Raw genomic sequence first — 16,208 nt, forward strand, 5'->3', positions numbered from 1 at the left:
CGGCTCCCGCATCCTTCATCCGGTGTTCGAGTCAGCCCTGCAGCGAACGCCGGCGCGCGCGCTCCTCCTTCGCCGACATCTCGTCGATCGCGGACTCCTTGAGCTCCTGCACGTCAGCAGCTTCGCTGCCGTCGGACATCCCGTGGTCGTCGACCCCGTCCAACAGCGATTCGTCGAACGGCAGCTCACCGCTCAGCACCCGCTCGACCTGCTCGCGGTCGATCTGCTTCGTCCACGTGCCGATCAGGAGCGTCGCGACCGCGTTGCCGGTGAAGTTGGTGAGGGCACGTCCCTCGGACATGAACCGGTCGATGCCGACGATCACGCCCACGCCGTCGACGAGATCGGGACGGTAGGCCTGCAGTCCCCCGGCCAGCGTCGCGAGTCCCGCGCCGGTGACCCCGGCCGCTCCCTTGCTCGCGATGATCATGAAGACCAGCAGACCGATCTGCTCGCCGATCGACATCGGCTGCCCCATGCCGGTCGCGATGAACAGCGAGGCCATGGTGAGGTAGATGGCCGTTCCGTCGAGGTTGAACGAGTAACCGGTGGGAACGGTGATGCCGACGACGGGCTTCGACACCCCGACGTGCTCCATCTTCGCGATCAGCCGCGGAAGGGCCGACTCCGAGGACGACGTGCCGACGATCAGCAGGTACTCCCGGGCGAGGTACTTCATCAGCCGGAAGATGTTGACCCGCGTCACCGCGTAGAGCAGCACGCCCAGGATCACGACGATGAACAGGATGCACGTGATGTAGAACGCCACCATCAGGATGCCCAGGCTCCAGATCGCCGAGATGCCGGTCTTGCCGACCACCGCGGCGATCGCTCCGAAGGCGCCGAGGGGAGCAAGCCACAGGATCATGCCGAGGATGCGGAACACGACCTTCTGGAGGTTCTTGACCGCGTCCATGATCGGTGCGCCGCGGTCGCCCAGCCCCTGCAGCGCGAAGCCCGTGAGCAGCGCGATGAAGAGCACCTGCAGCACGCTCTCTCCGGTGAACGCCGAGAAGAACGTCGCCGGGATGATCCCCAGGATGAAGTCCTGCGTGCTCTTCGCCTCGCTCGTATCGGCGTCGTAGGTGGCACCGGCCATGTCGAGGCCCGATCCCGGGTGGATGAGATTGCCGACGACCAGCCCGATTGCCAGGGCGAATGTCGACATCACCATGAAGTACAGCAGGGCGAGCCCGCCGATCTTGCCGACGGTCGCGGCTTTGGCGATCGACCCGACGCCGACCACGATCGTGCAGAAGATGATCGGGGCGATCATCATCTTGATCAACGCGACGAATCCCTTGCCGAGCGGTTCGAAGCTCTGGCCGACCTCGGGCCAGATCAGCCCGACGAGTGCGCCGAGCACGACCGCGATGATCACCGACACGTAGAGCCAGGTGTGACGGTCCCAGGACTGCTTGCCGCGCCTCCAGTGGAAGCCGGGAAGTGTGAATCCGGTGGTGATGGCCATTGTTCCTCCTCGGAGATGAACGTCGTCGTTCGAGGCCGGCATCGTCGCCGGCGGTGTGCCCACGCTCTCCGACTTCGCACGACGGCACCATTTGTGGTCGTATTGGTCACATTCGCCACCGCCGACGAAGGGAGACGCGATGTCGCACGCCCGCACCGCCCGCAGCGCGGCTTCGCGCGTGTTCCTCGTCCTCCTCGTCTCCGCCCTCCTCATCGGCGCCCTGGTGGCACTGTTCCTCGTCGTCGAGGCGCAGCGCGCCACGCGTGCGGAGGCCGAACGGGTGACATCGTCGACCGCGATCGCCCTCGCGGCGTCACCGCACGTCTCGTCGTCACTCGCCGACGCGGACCGGGAGCGCGCGACGCGCACGCTCGAGCCGTACGCCCTGGACGTCATCGACGCCGCGGGGCTCGACTTCATCACGATCATGACGACCACCGGCATCCGCGTGACCCATCCCGATCTCGACGAGATCGGGAAGCCCTATCTCGGTACGATCCCCGATCGCCCCGAACCTCTCACCGAGGAGTTCACCGGCACGCTCGGCCCCTCGGTCCGCACCATCGTCCCGGTGACGGGCGCGGACGGGAGCCTCCTCGGCTGGGTGGCCGCCGGCGTCACCACCGAGACGATCAGCGAGACGCTGCTGCGACGCCTTCCGCTCTCCCTCGGGATCACCGCCGCCCTCGTCGCCGCGGGCGCTCTCGGCGCCTGGGCTGCGCGGCGGATCACCCGGCGGATCGCCGGGGACCTCCCCCCGGGGCAGGTGAGAGACGCCGTGTCGTCCTACGAGTCGATCCGAACGCTCGGTGACGCGCTCCGCGCCCAGACCCATGAGCACGGCAACCGCATGCACACGGCAGTCGCTCTTCTCGAACTGAGCCGCGTCGACGAAGCGATCGAGATCCTCACCGAGACCTCACGGCAGAGCCAATCGCTGGTGGATCAGGTCACCGCCCGCCGACACGGCGACCCCGCCGTCGGAGCGCTGCTGCTCGGTAAGGCATCCCAGGCTAAGGAGCGGGGAATCGACTGGCGCATGACCATCGCGCCCGACACTCCGCCCACGCCGCTGTCGGCCGTCGACAGCGTGTCGGTGCTGGGCAACCTGATCGACAACGCCATGGACGCCGTGACGGATGCCGACGACCGATGGGTGTCGGTCACACTGCGTCGTTCGGCGAGCGACGGGATCGAGCTCGACGTGACCGACAGCGGCCCCGGCATCCCGCCTCGGCTGCGCGAGGAGATCTTCGCCCCCGGATTCTCGACGAAGGAGGCCGGCGCCGAAGGCCGAGGTGTGGGGTTGGCGCTCGTGCGGGCCCTCGTGCTCGATGCCGGTGGTCGGATCGAGGTCCGCCACGATCCGACCACGTTCCACGTGACCCTTCCGGCTGCCCACGGACGGAGCAGGCGTTGATCCGCGTGCTGCTCGTCGACGACGACGCGCTCACCCTCGAGCTGCACCGGAACTACGTCGACCGGCTCGAGGGCTTCGTCGTCGCGGGTGAGTGCACCGGGGCACGCGCCGCGGTGCAGGCGGTTCTGGACCGCGCGGACGGCGACGGATTCGATCTCGTACTCCTCGACGTGACGATGCCGGACGGCTCCGGGCTCGACGTGCTCCGCACCCTCCGCGCCCGCTCCGCAGCGGTCGACGTGATCGCGATCACCGCGGTGCGCGATGCCGAGACGGTCCGACAGATGGCGGCGCTCGGCGTCTTCCAGTACCTCGTCAAACCGTTCTCGTTCTCCGTCTTCCAGGAGCGGCTGGCGCAGTACGGCGCGCACCGGGCTCAGGCGCGGACGACGGACGGAGAAGCGACCCAGGCCGAGATCGATGCGTTGCTCGGGCGGTCCACCGGGAGCATCCCGCTGCCGAAGGGCCTCTCGCCCTCCTCCCTGGACCGGGTGACGGCCGCGCTCCGCCGCAGCGGACCGCTCTCGGCGAGCGAGGCTGCGGCCGAGCTGGGGATGTCGCGGGTCGCCGCCCGGAGGTACCTCGAACACCTCGCCGGAGAGGGCCTCGCCGACCGCGGGGCACGCTATGGCGCCCGTGGCCGCCCGGAGACCGAATACAGGTGGCGACGAGGCGACGGAGCGTGAGCGGGCTGTCGTGAACCCGGCGTTCAGCGCGGAAGTCGGCCGTGATGCAGGATCTCATCGGGGTCGAACCGCTCACGCAGCGCACGCAGACGGTCGAGCGTCTCGCCGGTCGCCGCCCCGGCAAGGGTCTGCCCGGGCGTGAGAAAGGTCGGAACCGTGCGCTCGGCGGACGCCGGGGCGACGAGCTCACGGAAGCGCGCGAGACTCGCATCGCCCGGCTGCGCCGGAGCACCCGGAAACAGCGGGGCGAGCGCGTACACGAGCCACCCGGCCGCTTCTAGCCCGGCGAATCCTGCGCGCCGCGGCGACGACAGCGCTCCTCCGAGCACGCGGAACTCGATTCCGATCACCGGCCACTGATCGTCCTCCCGATGGAACGCGAGCAGAGCATCTATCGTGTCATCGTCGAGAACCGCCAGCGCCGCCGAGGCACCACGGCTCGGTGTGGGGTCGGTCGGCTCCCCCGACTGCGCAGCCACCGCGACCGGAGAGGTCTCCCCCACGATCTCGCGCTGCACGGGTGCCGCACCCCGCACTGCCTCGAGCACATCATCGGCCGGACCCGCGGTCGAGATCACCTGCACGGTCACGAAGCTCTTGCCGCGAATCGCCTCGGGCAGCTGCGGCGCGTCGGGCATGCGTGTCGAGGTGACCGATGCATTCACGGTCGGCGGGGCGGTCGAAGCGAGGTCGCGCACGCCGCGGATGACCGCCTCGGCATCGGCGACGTCGAACACCAGCGTCGCGCCCCAGACCGCGGGGGCGGGCACCAGATCGATCTCGAGGGCGGTGACGATGCCGACGATCCCGCCCGCGCCGCGCAGGGCCCACATCACATCGGGGTCGCTCGCATCGTCGACGCGCTCATGACGCCCGTCGGTGCGCAGCACCCACGCGGCGCGCAGGTTGTCGGAACCGAGACCCGCCGTACGACTGAACAGCGAGTGACCGCCGCCGAGCGTGTAACCGGCCACGGTGACGACCGGGCTGCTCCCTGCCGGAGCCACCCATCCCGAACCCTCGAGCGCGTCGATCACGCGCCCCCACCGCACTCCGGCACCGACGACGGCGGTCCCGGCATCCGAATCGATCTCGAGGCTGTCGAACTCGTTCATCCGCACCAGGATCGCCCCCGTCACATCGCTCCCGGCCCCGTGCCCACCGGGCTGCACCGCGAGGGGCATCCCGGTCTCGCGTGCCGCGATGAGCAACGCCCGGAGGTCGTCGACGTCCCGAGGATTCGCCACCAGCGCGGGGTGCTGATCGATCGAGAGGTTCCACGGAGCCCGTGCGGCGTCGAAGCCGGCGTCGTCGGGCAACAGCATCCGCCCCGCGAACGAACGGCGGAGGGCGGCGATTGCTTCAGAGGCTGACATGACGCCACCGTACGATGCCCCACGGACATTGTCGATGGCGTCATGCCCTGCGCTCACTCGCCGGCGAGACCTCCGAGCATGTGCCCGAACGAGCGTCCCTCGCCGAGGTAGGTCGCGGGGTCGAACGGATCGGTCGCGACCGCCGCCTCGCGGCGGGCGATGACGTCGGCCAGCTCGCGCGCACCCTTCTCGACACGCTTGGCGAGCGGGGCGACGTCGTCACCCGCGCCGCCCCAGTCGCTCGAGGCCGCGAAGACGCCGGTCGAGACCGCGTCGGCGTGCAGGTAGGCGAAGAGCGGACGAATCGCGTAGTCGATGGCGAGCGAGTGCCGAGCCGTGCCCGCATTCGCGCCGATGAGCACCGGCTTGCCCGTGAGCGCATCGGGGTCGAGCACGTCGATGAACGACTTGAAGAGTCCCGAGTAGCTCGTCGAGAAGATGGGCGTCACCGCGATGAGGGCGTCCGCCGAGACGACCGTGTTGATCGCGGTCTCGAGAGCGGGCGGAGCGAATCCCGTGAGCAGGTTGTTCGTGATGTCGTGCGCGTAGTCGCGCAGCTCGATCACGTCGACCGTCGCGTCGATCTCGCGAGCGGCGAGTTCTTTCACGGTCTCCGCGGCGAGTCGATCCGCGAGCATCCGGGTGGACGACGGGTTCGAGAGCCCGGCCGAGACGACGGCGATGCGACGCGTGGTCATCTCACGCCTCCTTGCGGCCGAGGCCGAACGACGCACCGGCGGGAGCCGGCGTGTCCTGGTAGGGGCTGTCGCCGGTGAGGTTGTCGCCGCGGTTGGCACCGGGGCGGGCCTGACGAGTGGGTCCGTCGCCGAACTCCGCCGTCACGCGCGCGGCGTGGGTCGGGGCATCCGGCACGGATTCCGGACGGTTCTTCGCCAGCTCCGTGCGCAGGACGGGCACGACCTCGGCACCGAGGATGTCGAGCTGCTCGAGGACGGTCTTCAGCGGCAGACCCGCGTGGTCCATCAGGAACAGCTGGCGCTGGTAATCGCCGTAGTGGTCGCGCATGCCCGCGTAGCGGTCGATGACCTGCTGCGGCGAGCCGACCGTGAGCGGCGTCATCTCGGTGAAGTCCTCCATGCTCGGGCCGTGACCGTAGACCGGTGCATTGTCGAAGTAGGGGCGGAACTGGTTCACCGCGTCCTGCGACTTGGCCGCCATGAACACCTGTCCACCGAGACCGACGATCGCCTGCTCGGGCGTGCCGTGTCCGTAGTGGGCGTAGCGCTGGCGGTACAGCTCGATCAAGCGCTGGTAGTGCTCCTTGGGCCAGAAGATGTTGTTCGCGAAGAAGCCGTCACCGTAGTACGCGGCCTGTTCGGCGATCTCGGGCGTGCGGATCGATCCGTGCCAGACGAACGGCGCGATGCCGTCGAGCGGGCGCGGCGTGGAGGTGAAGCCCTGCAGCGGCGTGCGGAACTTGCCCTCCCAGTCGACGACGTCCTCGCGCCACAGCTTGTGCAGCAGCGCGTAGTTCTCGATCGCGAGGGGCAGCCCCTGGCGGATGTCCTGGCCGAACCAGGGGTAGACGGGGCCGGTGTTGCCGCGCCCGAGCATGAGGTCCATCCGACCGTCGGACACGTGCTGGAGCATCGCGTACTCCTCGGCGATGCGCACGGGGTCGTTGGTCGTGATGAGCGTGGTCGAGGTGGAGACGATGAGGCGCTCGGTCTGCGCGGCCAGCGCCGCGAGGAACGTGGTGGGGCTGGACGACCAGAACGGAGGGTTGTGGTGCTCGCCGACGGCGAAGACGTCGAGGCCGACTTCTTCGGCGTGCTTCGCGATCGCCAGCGTCGCCTTGATGCGCTCCTGCTCGCTCGGCGTCACTCCGGTGGTGGGGTCGCGCGTGATGTCGCTCACCGACATGATGCCGAACTGCATCGCGGGTGCCCCTGACTGCTCGCTCATGATTTCTCTCCAACTTCTCCGAACCCGATGATTGCATCCGGTTCTATTCACTTGAATGTATATGAGTCAACGCGATCGCACCAACTTTATTCCCGGCGGTAGCCTCGGAGGATGAGCACCACCGGAGCGGACTCCACACCGCCGGCGACAGGATCCACTCCGCGCCCCCGCCGTCGAGTCCCGTTCTGGGACAACGCACGCTACGCCTGCATCGTGCTGGTGGTGCTGGGCCACGCGATCCAGCGTCTCATCTACGACTCTGACATCGCGTTCGCCTTCTACCTCGCCCTCTACGCCTTCCACATGCCGGCGTTCGCGATCATCTCGGGATACTTCTCGAAGTCGGGCTCACCGACCAAGACCCAGATGGCCCGGGTGATCACCGACATCCTCCTGCCGTACGTCATCTTCGAAACGTTGTGGACGCTGACGAAGTGGCTCGTCGAGGGCCAGGCGAACCCCAACCCGACGCAGCCGTCCTGGACGCTCTGGTTCCTCCTCGCCCTCGGCATCTTCCGCCTCGTCCTCCCCTACCTCGCGCTGCTGCGCTGGCCGCTGCTCTGGACCGTCGCGATCTCGATCGGCGTGGGCTACCTCCCCAACATCGACAGCACCTTCTCGCTCTCGCGCACGCTCGGTCTCCTCCCCTTCTTCACTCTCGGCTGGTGGCTGCGCGAGCGGGATGTCGTGGCCCGCCTGCGCCTGCTCGACTTCCGCCCCTGGTGGGTCAGGGTCGTCGCGGTCGCCGTGCTCGCCGGCACCGGGTGGGCGGCCTGGAACTGGCTCCCGCTCTGGCAGGAGTTCGACCTGCGCCACTGGCTCTTCTACGAGGACTCCTACGCCGACCTCGGTCTCGGCGGCGAACAGTGGTGGGCCGGCGGTGTGCGCATCGCGCTGATGCTGCTCGCGGTACTGCTGTGCGCGGCGTTCTTCGCCCTGATCCCCCGCGGCACGTACTGGTGGACGACGTTCGGCCAGTACACGATGTACGTCTTCCTGCTGCACTCCTTCGTGCTGTACCCGTTCCGCGAGTCCGGCATCCTGCGCGATCTCGAACCGACGTGGATCTGGCTGCCCCTCGTCACGCTGCTCTCGGTCGTCGTCGCGCTCGCGCTCGCCACGAAACCCGTGCGACGGGTATTCCGCCCTCTCGTCGAGCCGCGACCGGGGTGGCTGTTCCGCGACCCCGAACTGACCTCGCGCGAGGGACGGCGGAACGACCCGACCGGCTCGCGACGGCCGCGATAGCCTGGACGACGTGACCCGAGCCTCGATCCTCCGCGACCGCATCGTCCACGAGATCGAGACCAGCGGGTTCGGCGCTCGCGGACTCCATGTCCTCGCGGGTGACGAGACCGCCGAGCATCGCTGGGCACCCGACGAACGCATCGATGTCCAGTCCGTCGCCAAGGGCGTGTGCGTGCTCGCTGCGGGCATCGCCGCCGACGAGGGGCTGATCTCCGTCGACGCACCCGTCGCGGATTCCCTTCCCGGGTGGTCGCTCGGCGCGGGCGTCGAGGCGGTCACCCTACGCGACCTCCTCACCATGACGAGCGGAATCGATCTCCCGTGGTCCGAGACGATGATGACGGACTGGCCCGACCTCGCGGTCGAGTTCCTGAGCCGACCGACGCCCGGGCGGGCCTTCCAGTACTCGAACGCGAGCACGTACACCGCGATGCGCGTGCTCGCCGAGCACGTGGGCGACGTGCACGCCTACCTCGAACCGCGCCTGTTCACTCCGCTCGGCATCGTCGACACGGAGTGGGAGCGGTGCCCGAACGGCCGGATCATCGCGGGCGGCGGACTTCTCCTGCGCACCGAGGAGATGGCGCGGATCGGTCGTCTCATCCGCGATCGCGGGATCTGGGAGGGACGCCGCCTGGTCGATGCGGAGTGGATCGATCGGATGCACTCCGAGTGGGTCACGTGCGGCGAGAGCCCCGGCTACGAGAGGTACGCCCTCGCCGGGTGGGACGGGCCGGGCGAGGGATGGCGTCTGCACGGCGCATACGGACAGCTGTTGATCTTCGCCGGCGACGCGGTCGTCGCGATCACCGCCGAGGACCACTTCGGGGCGGATGCCGTCACCGCCGCGATCATGCGCATGATCGCGGAGTGACCCGCCCCGCCGCACCCGCCGAGGCGGCGGATCAGGCGAAGAGTTCCGCGCCGATGTACGACCCGGCGGTCGCCCCGCGCGGGATCGCCCAGATGCCCGAGCCGACATGGCGCAGGTACTCGTTCATGAGGTCGGTCGACAATCGGCGCTGGAGAGTGATGAACTGCGCGGGATCGCGCTGGTAAGACAGGAAGAAGAGTCCGGCGTCCAGCCGTCCGAGATCGTTGTTGCCGTCGACGTAGTTGTACCCGCGGCGCAGGATCCGGATGCCGTCGTTCTGCTCGGGGTGCGCGAGGCGCACGTGGGCGTTGGCGTCGATGACGGAGCCGGCGAAGTCGGGCTCGGTGAACTCCGTGCCCCCGGAGAGCGGCGCGCCCTCTCCCTTGTCCCGGCCGATGATGGTGTCCTGCTCCGAGAGCCGCACACGATCCCAGGTCTCGATGAGCATCGCGATCTTGCGCGCGACGAGGTAGGACCCGCCCGCCATCCAGGCCGGCTCGTCGGAGTCCGCGACCCAGACATGGGCGTCGAGAGCAGCGGTGTCGTCGGCGAGGATGTTCGCGGTGCCGTCCTTGAACCCGAAGAGGTTGCGCGGAGTGGCCTGTGCCGCTGTCGTGCGCGAAGTCTTGCCGAAACCGAGTTGCGACCAGCGCAGGCGCGCGCGCCCGAAGGCGATGCGACTGAGGTTCCGGATGGCATGCACGGCCACCTGGGGGTCGTCGGCGCACGCCTGGATGCAGAGGTCGCCGTGCGAGGCCTGCGGGTCGAGATCGTCGCCGAGGAAGGCGGGGAGCCGCTCGAGACCAGCGGGCCGGGATGCGGCGATCCCGTACCGATCGCCGTCCTCGTTCTCGAACAGACCGGGGCCGAAGCCGATCGTGATCGTGAGTCCGGCGGCGGGCAGCCCCTGCGCCTCACCGGTGTCATCCGGCGGTTCCTCGGCCGATCCGCCGACCGCGCCCGTCGCGCTGACGTCGAGGCCCTGGGTCATGCGTGACGCAGCGTAGGTCCAGTCCTGCAGGAGCGAGACGAGATCATCGCGGTCCGTGCGGGGCATCATGTCGAACGACGCGAAATGCAGATGATCCTGCACAGACGTCGTGATGCCCGCCTGGTGCTCCCCGAAGAAGTCGTACGCAGCGAGAGAGTCCTCCGCGGCCCGCGAGCGCCCGAGCGCGACGCCGCCGGCAAGTCCCGCGCCGGCCCCGACGGCCAGTCCCGCTACTCCCCCGCCGATCGCCAGGCCGAGCAGACCCCGGCGGCTCAGGCCGCTCGGAGCGGATGCCGCGATCACCGCCTCGTCGGAGGACGAGTCGGCCGCGGCATCCGTTCCTTTGTCGTTCACGAGCGTGATCGTACCGTTCCGTCGATGCGGTCGGTCACTCGAGCACGGTGCCGGTCAGCTGCGAGAGCGGCTCGGCGAGTGCGTTGATGAGATCCGTGAACTCGCGCTTGTCGGCGTCGGTGAGCTCGGAGTACCCGACGAAGCCGTCGGTCAGCGACCCGTGCGCCGCGAGCGACTCCTCGAGCGCCGCGTAGCCGGCCTCGATCTCCGAGACGAGCGCCGCACCGTCGTCGCCCTGCGCCTCGGCGAAGTCCTGCACGAGCGAGAACGCCATCTTGGATCCCTCGACGTTCGCGGCGAAGTCGTAGAGGTCGGTCCCCGACCACCAGTCCTCCTCGCCCGAGATCTTGCCCGTCGCGACCTCGTCGAGCAGCGCGATGGCGCCGTTCGAGATTCCGCCGATCCCCTGGTCGTCGAGCGTCTCGGTGAAGTCGTCGGAGTGCACGTAGTCGTACAGCTCCTGCACGTCGGCGAGAAGCAGGTCGCCGAAGTCGGCACGCTCCTCGGTGGTCGACGGCGCCCAATCCTGCCAGGCCGGGGTCTCGCCGTCGGCGTTCAACGCATCCTGCGCGGGAACCCAGAGGTCCTTCTCGATGCGGTGGAAGCCCGTCCAATCGAGGCCCTCGGCCACGGCGTCGACCTCGCGGTAGTCGATGCGCGGGTCGAGGTCGCCCAGCGCCTCGGCGACCGGTTCGATGCGCTCGTAGAAGGCGCGCGTGAGGGGGAAGAGGCTCCTGGCGGTGTCGTCGTCGCCCGCCTCGTACGCCGCGACGAGGTCCTCGACGGCCGGAACGAGCTGGCCGACCTGGTCCTTGACGAAGGCGGCGTAGAGGTCGACGGCCTGCTGCTTCTGCTCGGCATCGGGACCGTCGACCGTGACGCGCTCACCGGTGACGGTGAAGGCGGACTTGCCGATGCCCTCACCGATCATGCCGGGCTTGCAGAGCGTGAAGTAGTCGCCGGGCTGCGCCACGACGGTCAGGGTGCGCGAGGCGGAGGGCGCGATGTTCTCGACCTCGCCGACGATCCGCAGACCGTCGTCGGCGAGCAGGTAGAACTCCGACACCTGACCGCTGTCGTTGGTGACCTCGAAGGTCAGGGTGCCGCTCTCGGCGGTGGCGCCCGAAACGGTGCACGCGCTGTCGGTGGACGACACGTCGAAGGCCGCGCTGGCGGCGACATCGCTCTTCGCGACGCAGCCGCTGAGCACGAGCGCAGCCGCGCCCGTCGCGGCGATCGCGCCGAGGATCCGGTGAGAGGTGGTCATGCTGCTCCTTGCTGTGTGGGTGAGGAAACCGATGCGTCCGCGGCGTTCGATGAGACGACCGGGGCGGATGACGAGGGACGACGCGAGCGGAGACCGCGCACGAAGAGGAAGCCGACGACCGCGATGTAGATGGCCCAGGCGGTCACCTGCAGCCAGGTCATCCGCGGCATGAAGCCGACGGTGGCCTGCAGGACGGCGGCCCACGCGCTGTCGGGAGCGATCGCCGAGGTCACGTCGAACGCCCAGCCGAAGGGGAAGGCTTGCCAGCCCACGGCCACGGCACCGGTCACCGCTTCGATGGGGGCGGCAGCCGTGAACGGGCCGGGCAGAGCCCCGGCCTCCTGCAGATCCATGAACGCGTAGGCGAGAACGCCTCCGGCGACGATCACCAGGAAGCCGCCGGTCCAGGCGAAGAAGCGCCGCAGGTCGAGGCGCACGGCACCGCGCGCGATCAGGGCACCGATCACCACCGCGGCGGCGAGTCCGAGGAGTGCTCCGAGCAGAGCGGAGGGCGCGTCACCGAACGACTGCACCATCGACCACAGCAGCAGGGTCGTCTCGATCCCCTCGCGGGCGACCGAGACGAAGCCGATCGCAACGAGGGCCCACAGCCCGCCCTGCGTGAGGGCGCGGTCGATGCCGCCCTCGAGCGTGGCCTTCATGGTGCGCCCGGCCTTCTGCATCCAGAAGATCATCCACGTCACCATGGCGACCGCGAGCAACGAGAGCAGGCCGCCGATCAGCTCCTGCGCCACGAAGGTGAGCTCGTACGCCCCGAAGGTCAGGACGGCGCCGATGCCGAGCGCGAGGGCGACCGCGAGGCCGACGCCGGCCCACAGCCGCGGCAGCACGTCACGCCGGCCGAGTCGTCCGAGGTAGGCGACGAGGATGCCGACGACGAGGGCGGCTTCCAGGCCTTCACGGAGGCCGATGAGGAAAGTGGCGAGCACGGAGGGATCTCTCTGCAGAATATTACTGAGGTAAGGCATCCCTTACCTACGAGACTTTAGCACCGCGGTAATCCTCCGCAACACACGCCCGTCGCGGCGCGGCGGCGACGTACTCTCGTGCCATGGCTGAACTCTCGCTCCCGATCCTCGACCTCTCCCAGCTCGACGAGGGACCCGCGGCCGCCGCGCGCTTCCGCGAGGACCTGCGCGCCGCAACGCACGACGTCGGGTTCTTCTACCTCACCGGCACGGGCATCTCCCCCGCTCTCGAGGCACGACTGCACCGGGCCGCGCTGGACTTCTTCGCACTGCCCGAGGCCGACAAGTTGGCGATCGAGAACGTCAACAGCCCGCACTTCCGCGGGTACACGCGCATCGGTGGCGAGCGGACGCAGGGCAAGGTCGACTGGCGCGAGCAGATCGACATCGGCCCCGAGCGCGACGCGATCGACGGCGGCCCGGCGTTCAACCGCCTCATCGGACCGAACCTCTGGCCCGCCGCGCAGCCCGAGTTGCAGGAGATCGTCGCCGAGTGGCACGCGACCCTCTCGGAGGTCGCGCGCAAGCTGCTGCGCGCCTGGGCCGAAACCCTCGGTGCGGACTCGTCGTACTTCGACGAGCACTTCGGCGAACCCTCCACCCTGATCAAGATCGTCCGCTACCCGGGCACGCATGAGCCGGAACCCCAGCAGGGCGTCGGTGCGCACAAGGACTCCGGTGTACTCACGCTGCTGTGGGTCGAGCCCGGCAAGGGGGGCTTGCAGGTCGAGCGCGACGGCGAGTGGGTCGACGCTCCCCCGGTTCCCGGAGCCTTCGTCGTCAACATCGGCGAACTCCTCGAGTATGCGACCGGTGGCTACCTCAAGGCCACCAACCACCGCGTCGTCTCTCCGCAGGCACCGAACGAGCGCATCTCGATCCCGTTCTTCTTCAACCCCGCGCTCGACAAGCGGTTGCCGCTGATCGAGCTGCCCGCCGATCTCGCCGCCGCGGCCACGGGGGTGACCGAGGATCCGACCAACCCGATCCACGCCCTCTACGGCGAGAACGCACTCAAGTCGCGACTGCGCGCCCACCCCGACGTCGCCGCGATCCACCACGCCGACCTCGTGGGCTCAGGCGCCTGACCCTCACGGTCTCCTCAGCGTTCCCGCTCTCCTCGGGGATAGGAGCGACGTCGAGTCCCGGGAATGACGAAGGCCGCCCCACACCTGGGGCGGCCTTCTCAAGAATGTTCTGCGCGATTGTACGCTGGCGTGCTCTGCCTTATCGGCGGAGACCCAGGCGAGCGATCAGCGAGCGGTAACGCTCGATGTCGACGCTCTGGAGGTAGCCGAGGAGACGACGGCGCTGACCCACGAGCAGGAACAGACCACGACGCGAGTGGTGGTCGTGCTTGTGCTCCTTCAGGTGCTCGGTGAGGTCCTTGATGCGCTGCGTCAGCATTGCGGCCTGCACCTCGGGGGATCCGGTGTCACCGGGGTGCGTCGCGTACTCTTCGATGATCGCCTTCTTGACGTCTGCTTCGAGTGCCATAGATTCGATCCCCTTTCAGCTTGTTGCGCGGCGCCCGACGCCTGATGCGAGGGCTCTCTTTATCCGCGGCCGATCAAACGGCAACCTGAAGAGTCTACCAGCCACCAGGCCCTGCCGACGACCGCGATCCGCGCCCGCCCGCTCTCCCCTCGGATACGCTCGAGAGGTGCAGCACGGCCAGGCATCGCGATGAGTGGATCACGCGGACATCTCATCGACCTCTCCCCCCTGAAGGCGAGCCCCGCGTTCGCCCGGATGTGGATCGGATCGGCCCTCGCCGGCATCGGCGGGCAGCTGACTCTCGTCACCGTGATGCTGCACGTTTTCAGCCTCACCGGCAGCACCTTCGCGGTCTCGATGATCGCGGTCGCCGGGCTCGTCCCGATGATCCTCGCCGGACTCTACGGCGGCATGCTCGCCGACGCGTTCGACCGACGCCGCGTCGCACTCATCGCCGCGACGGTCACCTTCGCCTCCACGGCGCTGCTCGCCACGCTGACCTGGACCGGTTCGGAGACGATCTGGTGGCTCTACGCCCTGAGCATGATCACCGCTGCCGCGAACTCGGTCGGCATGGCGACGCGCACCGCCATCGTGCCGCGCCTGATCCCGCGCGACCTGCTCGCTCCGGCATCCGCCCTGAACGGGATCTCGATGGGCCTCACGGTCATGGCGGGCCCGGCCCTCGCCGGGGTCCTGGTCGCGCTCACCGGGTACGGCTGGACGTACACGATCGACGTCGTCCTCATGCTGTCGATGTTCCTCGGACTCTGGACCCTGCCCGCTCTCCGCCCCGAGGGCGACATCGTGCGCCCCGGACTCGCCTCCCTCGTCGACGGGTGGCGGTTCCTCCGACGAGCCGGCAACATCCGCGTGCAGTACATCGTCGACATCATCGCGATGACGTTCGGGCAGCCTCTCGTGCTCTTCCCGGCCCTCGGCACGATCCTCCTCGGCGGCGGAGCCGTGACGACAGGACTCCTCACCGCCGCCGTCGCTCTGGGCACCTTCGCCTCGAGCCTGTTCTCCGGCCGCGCGGTGCAGTACCGCTGGCACGGACGCGGCATCGCCCGCGCCGTCCAGGCGTACGGGGCATCGATCCTGGCGTTCGGGGTCGTCCTGCTCGTGGGAGTCTTCCTCCCCCCGGCATCCGAGACGGCACCGAACATCGCCCTCATCGTCGTGGCATGCGTGGCGCTCGCATTCTCGGGAGCGGCCGACAACGTGAGCGCGATCTACCGCAACACCATGATGCAGGCCGCGGTGCCCGACACCATGCGCGGTCGCCTCCAGGGTGTCTTCATCGTCGTCGTGGCGGGCGGGCCCCGGGTCGGGGCACTGTACGCGGGCGCCCTCTCGACCTTCACGGCCCTCTGGTTCCCGCCCTTGCTGGGCGGCGTTCTCGTGATCGCGCTGGTCGCCATCCTCGTGCAGCGCAACCCGCGCTTCCGCTCCTACGACGCAGAGAACCCCGAGCCGTGAACGGCCCGGGGTCCTCATCGCACGCGGATCAGTCCTGCTGCAGAGCCGCCTGCAGATCGAGGTTGATCGTGACGTCCTTGCCGACGAGCACGCCACCGGTCTCGAGGGCGGCGTTCCACGTCAAGCCGAAGTCCTCACGGTTGATGACGGCCTTGGCCGAAGCGCCGGCCTTGTAGTTGCCCCACGGGTCGGAGCCGAAGCCACCGAAGTCGACCTCGAAGCTGACGGGCTTGGTGATACCGCGGATGGTGAGGTCACCGTCGACGTAGAGCTCGCCGTTCTCGGCGCGGGCACCGGTGGAGATGAAGTCCATCGTCGGGAAGTTCTCGGTGTCGAAGAAGTCGGCCGAACGCAGGTGCTGGTCGCGACCCTCATCCTTCGTGTCGACGGAGGAGACGTCGACGCTCGCCTCGACCGTGGTGTCGAGCGGGTTCTCGGGAGCGGTCAGCGTCGCGCTCTTCACTCCGAAGGTGCCACGCACCTTCGAGATCATCATGTGGCGGACGCTGAAGGTGACCTCGCTGTGAGAGGGGTCGAGGACGTAGGTGCCGGGGCGGTAGCCGGGGATGTCGATGCTGGTCATGGGATCTCCTTAGGACGTGGGGGCCGCTCTTGCAGCGACAGGAA

15 protein-coding genes are annotated in these 16,208 nt (G+C 68.8%); 6 read left to right on the forward strand and 9 right to left on the reverse strand.

The annotated features are described in order from the left end of the window. Positions 1 to 31 precede the first annotated feature (31 nt). The gene (locus ACIQTT_RS03825) at positions 32 to 1,471 is read right to left on the reverse strand and encodes a cation:dicarboxylate symporter family transporter (protein ID WP_402786212.1); all 1,440 of its coding nucleotides are present in this window, start codon (positions 1,469 to 1,471) and stop codon (positions 32 to 34) included. 139 nt (positions 1,472 to 1,610) lie between these two features. On the opposite strand from ACIQTT_RS03825, the gene ACIQTT_RS03830 reads away from it, so the two are divergent. Further along, the gene (locus tag ACIQTT_RS03830) at positions 1,611 to 2,891 is read left to right on the forward strand and encodes an ATP-binding protein (RefSeq protein WP_402786215.1); all 1,281 of its coding nucleotides are present in this window, start codon (positions 1,611 to 1,613) and stop codon (positions 2,889 to 2,891) included. After that, positions 2,888 to 3,577 carry a response regulator gene (locus ACIQTT_RS03835; protein ID WP_402786218.1) on the forward strand — a complete coding sequence of 230 codons (690 nt, stop codon included), beginning with the start codon at positions 2,888 to 2,890 and terminating at the stop codon, positions 3,575 to 3,577. The genes ACIQTT_RS03830 and ACIQTT_RS03835 overlap by 4 nt, the downstream gene beginning before the upstream one ends. Positions 3,578 to 3,600: 23 nt before the next feature. On the opposite strand, the gene ACIQTT_RS03840 is transcribed toward ACIQTT_RS03835, so the two are convergent. Genes ACIQTT_RS03840 through ACIQTT_RS03850 form a run of 3 tightly spaced genes read right to left on the reverse strand, consistent with a single transcriptional unit; the run spans position 3,601 to position 6,879 of the window. After that, positions 3,601 to 4,953: an FAD-binding oxidoreductase gene (locus ACIQTT_RS03840; protein ID WP_402786221.1), complete on the reverse strand. Its 1,353-nt coding sequence runs from the start codon at positions 4,951 to 4,953 to the stop codon at positions 3,601 to 3,603. Positions 4,954 to 5,006: 53 nt separating this feature from the next. After that, entirely contained in the window at positions 5,007 to 5,651 is a 645-nt protein-coding gene (locus ACIQTT_RS03845) for an FMN reductase (protein ID WP_247632393.1), read from the reverse strand. A gap of 1 nt (position 5,652) precedes the next feature. Further along, the gene (locus ACIQTT_RS03850; RefSeq protein WP_402786225.1) at positions 5,653 to 6,879 is read right to left on the reverse strand and encodes an LLM class flavin-dependent oxidoreductase; all 1,227 of its coding nucleotides are present in this window, start codon (positions 6,877 to 6,879) and stop codon (positions 5,653 to 5,655) included. Positions 6,880 to 6,990: 111 nt separating this feature from the next. Between ACIQTT_RS03850 and ACIQTT_RS03855 the strand changes: the two genes are divergently transcribed. Then, entirely contained in the window at positions 6,991 to 8,127 is a 1,137-nt protein-coding gene (locus ACIQTT_RS03855; RefSeq protein WP_402786228.1) for an acyltransferase family protein, read from the forward strand. Positions 8,128 to 8,137: 10 nt separating this feature from the next. Beyond that, positions 8,138 to 9,001, forward strand: coding sequence for a serine hydrolase domain-containing protein (locus ACIQTT_RS03860; RefSeq protein WP_402786231.1), 864 nt, complete (start codon positions 8,138 to 8,140; stop codon positions 8,999 to 9,001). A 31-nt stretch (positions 9,002 to 9,032) separates the two neighbouring features. Here the strand turns inward: ACIQTT_RS03860 and efeB are convergent, their stop codons facing one another. Genes efeB through efeU form a run of 3 tightly spaced genes read right to left on the reverse strand, consistent with a single transcriptional unit; the run spans position 9,033 to position 12,563 of the window. After that, entirely contained in the window at positions 9,033 to 10,346 is a 1,314-nt protein-coding gene (gene efeB / locus ACIQTT_RS03865) for an iron uptake transporter deferrochelatase/peroxidase subunit (protein ID WP_402786234.1), read from the reverse strand. Between the two features lie 34 nt (positions 10,347 to 10,380). After that, entirely contained in the window at positions 10,381 to 11,613 is a 1,233-nt protein-coding gene (efeO, locus tag ACIQTT_RS03870) for an iron uptake system protein EfeO (protein ID WP_402786237.1), read from the reverse strand. After that, positions 11,610 to 12,563: an iron uptake transporter permease EfeU gene (efeU, locus tag ACIQTT_RS03875; protein ID WP_402786240.1), complete on the reverse strand. Its 954-nt coding sequence runs from the start codon at positions 12,561 to 12,563 to the stop codon at positions 11,610 to 11,612. The genes efeO and efeU overlap by 4 nt, the downstream gene beginning before the upstream one ends. 122 nt (positions 12,564 to 12,685) lie before the next feature. Here efeU and ACIQTT_RS03880 point away from each other — a divergent pair, with 122 nt between their 5' ends. Beyond that, a complete protein-coding gene (locus ACIQTT_RS03880; RefSeq protein ID WP_402786244.1) occupies positions 12,686 to 13,690 on the forward strand; it encodes an isopenicillin N synthase family dioxygenase in 1,005 nt (334 codons plus the stop codon). 139 nt (positions 13,691 to 13,829) lie between these two features. On the opposite strand, the gene rpsO is transcribed toward ACIQTT_RS03880, so the two are convergent. Beyond that, entirely contained in the window at positions 13,830 to 14,099 is a 270-nt protein-coding gene (gene rpsO / locus ACIQTT_RS03885) for a 30S ribosomal protein S15 (RefSeq protein ID WP_017203073.1), read from the reverse strand. Positions 14,100 to 14,288: 189 nt separating this feature from the next. On the opposite strand from rpsO, the gene ACIQTT_RS03890 reads away from it, so the two are divergent. Then, positions 14,289 to 15,581, forward strand: a complete 1,293-nt coding sequence (locus ACIQTT_RS03890; RefSeq protein ID WP_402786247.1) for an MFS transporter — start codon at positions 14,289 to 14,291, stop codon at positions 15,579 to 15,581. A gap of 28 nt (positions 15,582 to 15,609) precedes the next feature. On the opposite strand, the gene ACIQTT_RS03895 is transcribed toward ACIQTT_RS03890, so the two are convergent. Next, a complete protein-coding gene (locus ACIQTT_RS03895) occupies positions 15,610 to 16,164 on the reverse strand; it encodes a YceI family protein (protein WP_402786250.1) in 555 nt (184 codons plus the stop codon). Between the last annotated feature and the right edge of the window lie 44 nt (positions 16,165 to 16,208).

It is taken from the genome of Microbacterium sp. NPDC090225 (assembly GCF_044772365.1).
In the GTDB taxonomy this organism is placed as follows: domain Bacteria; phylum Actinomycetota; class Actinomycetes; order Actinomycetales; family Microbacteriaceae; genus Microbacterium.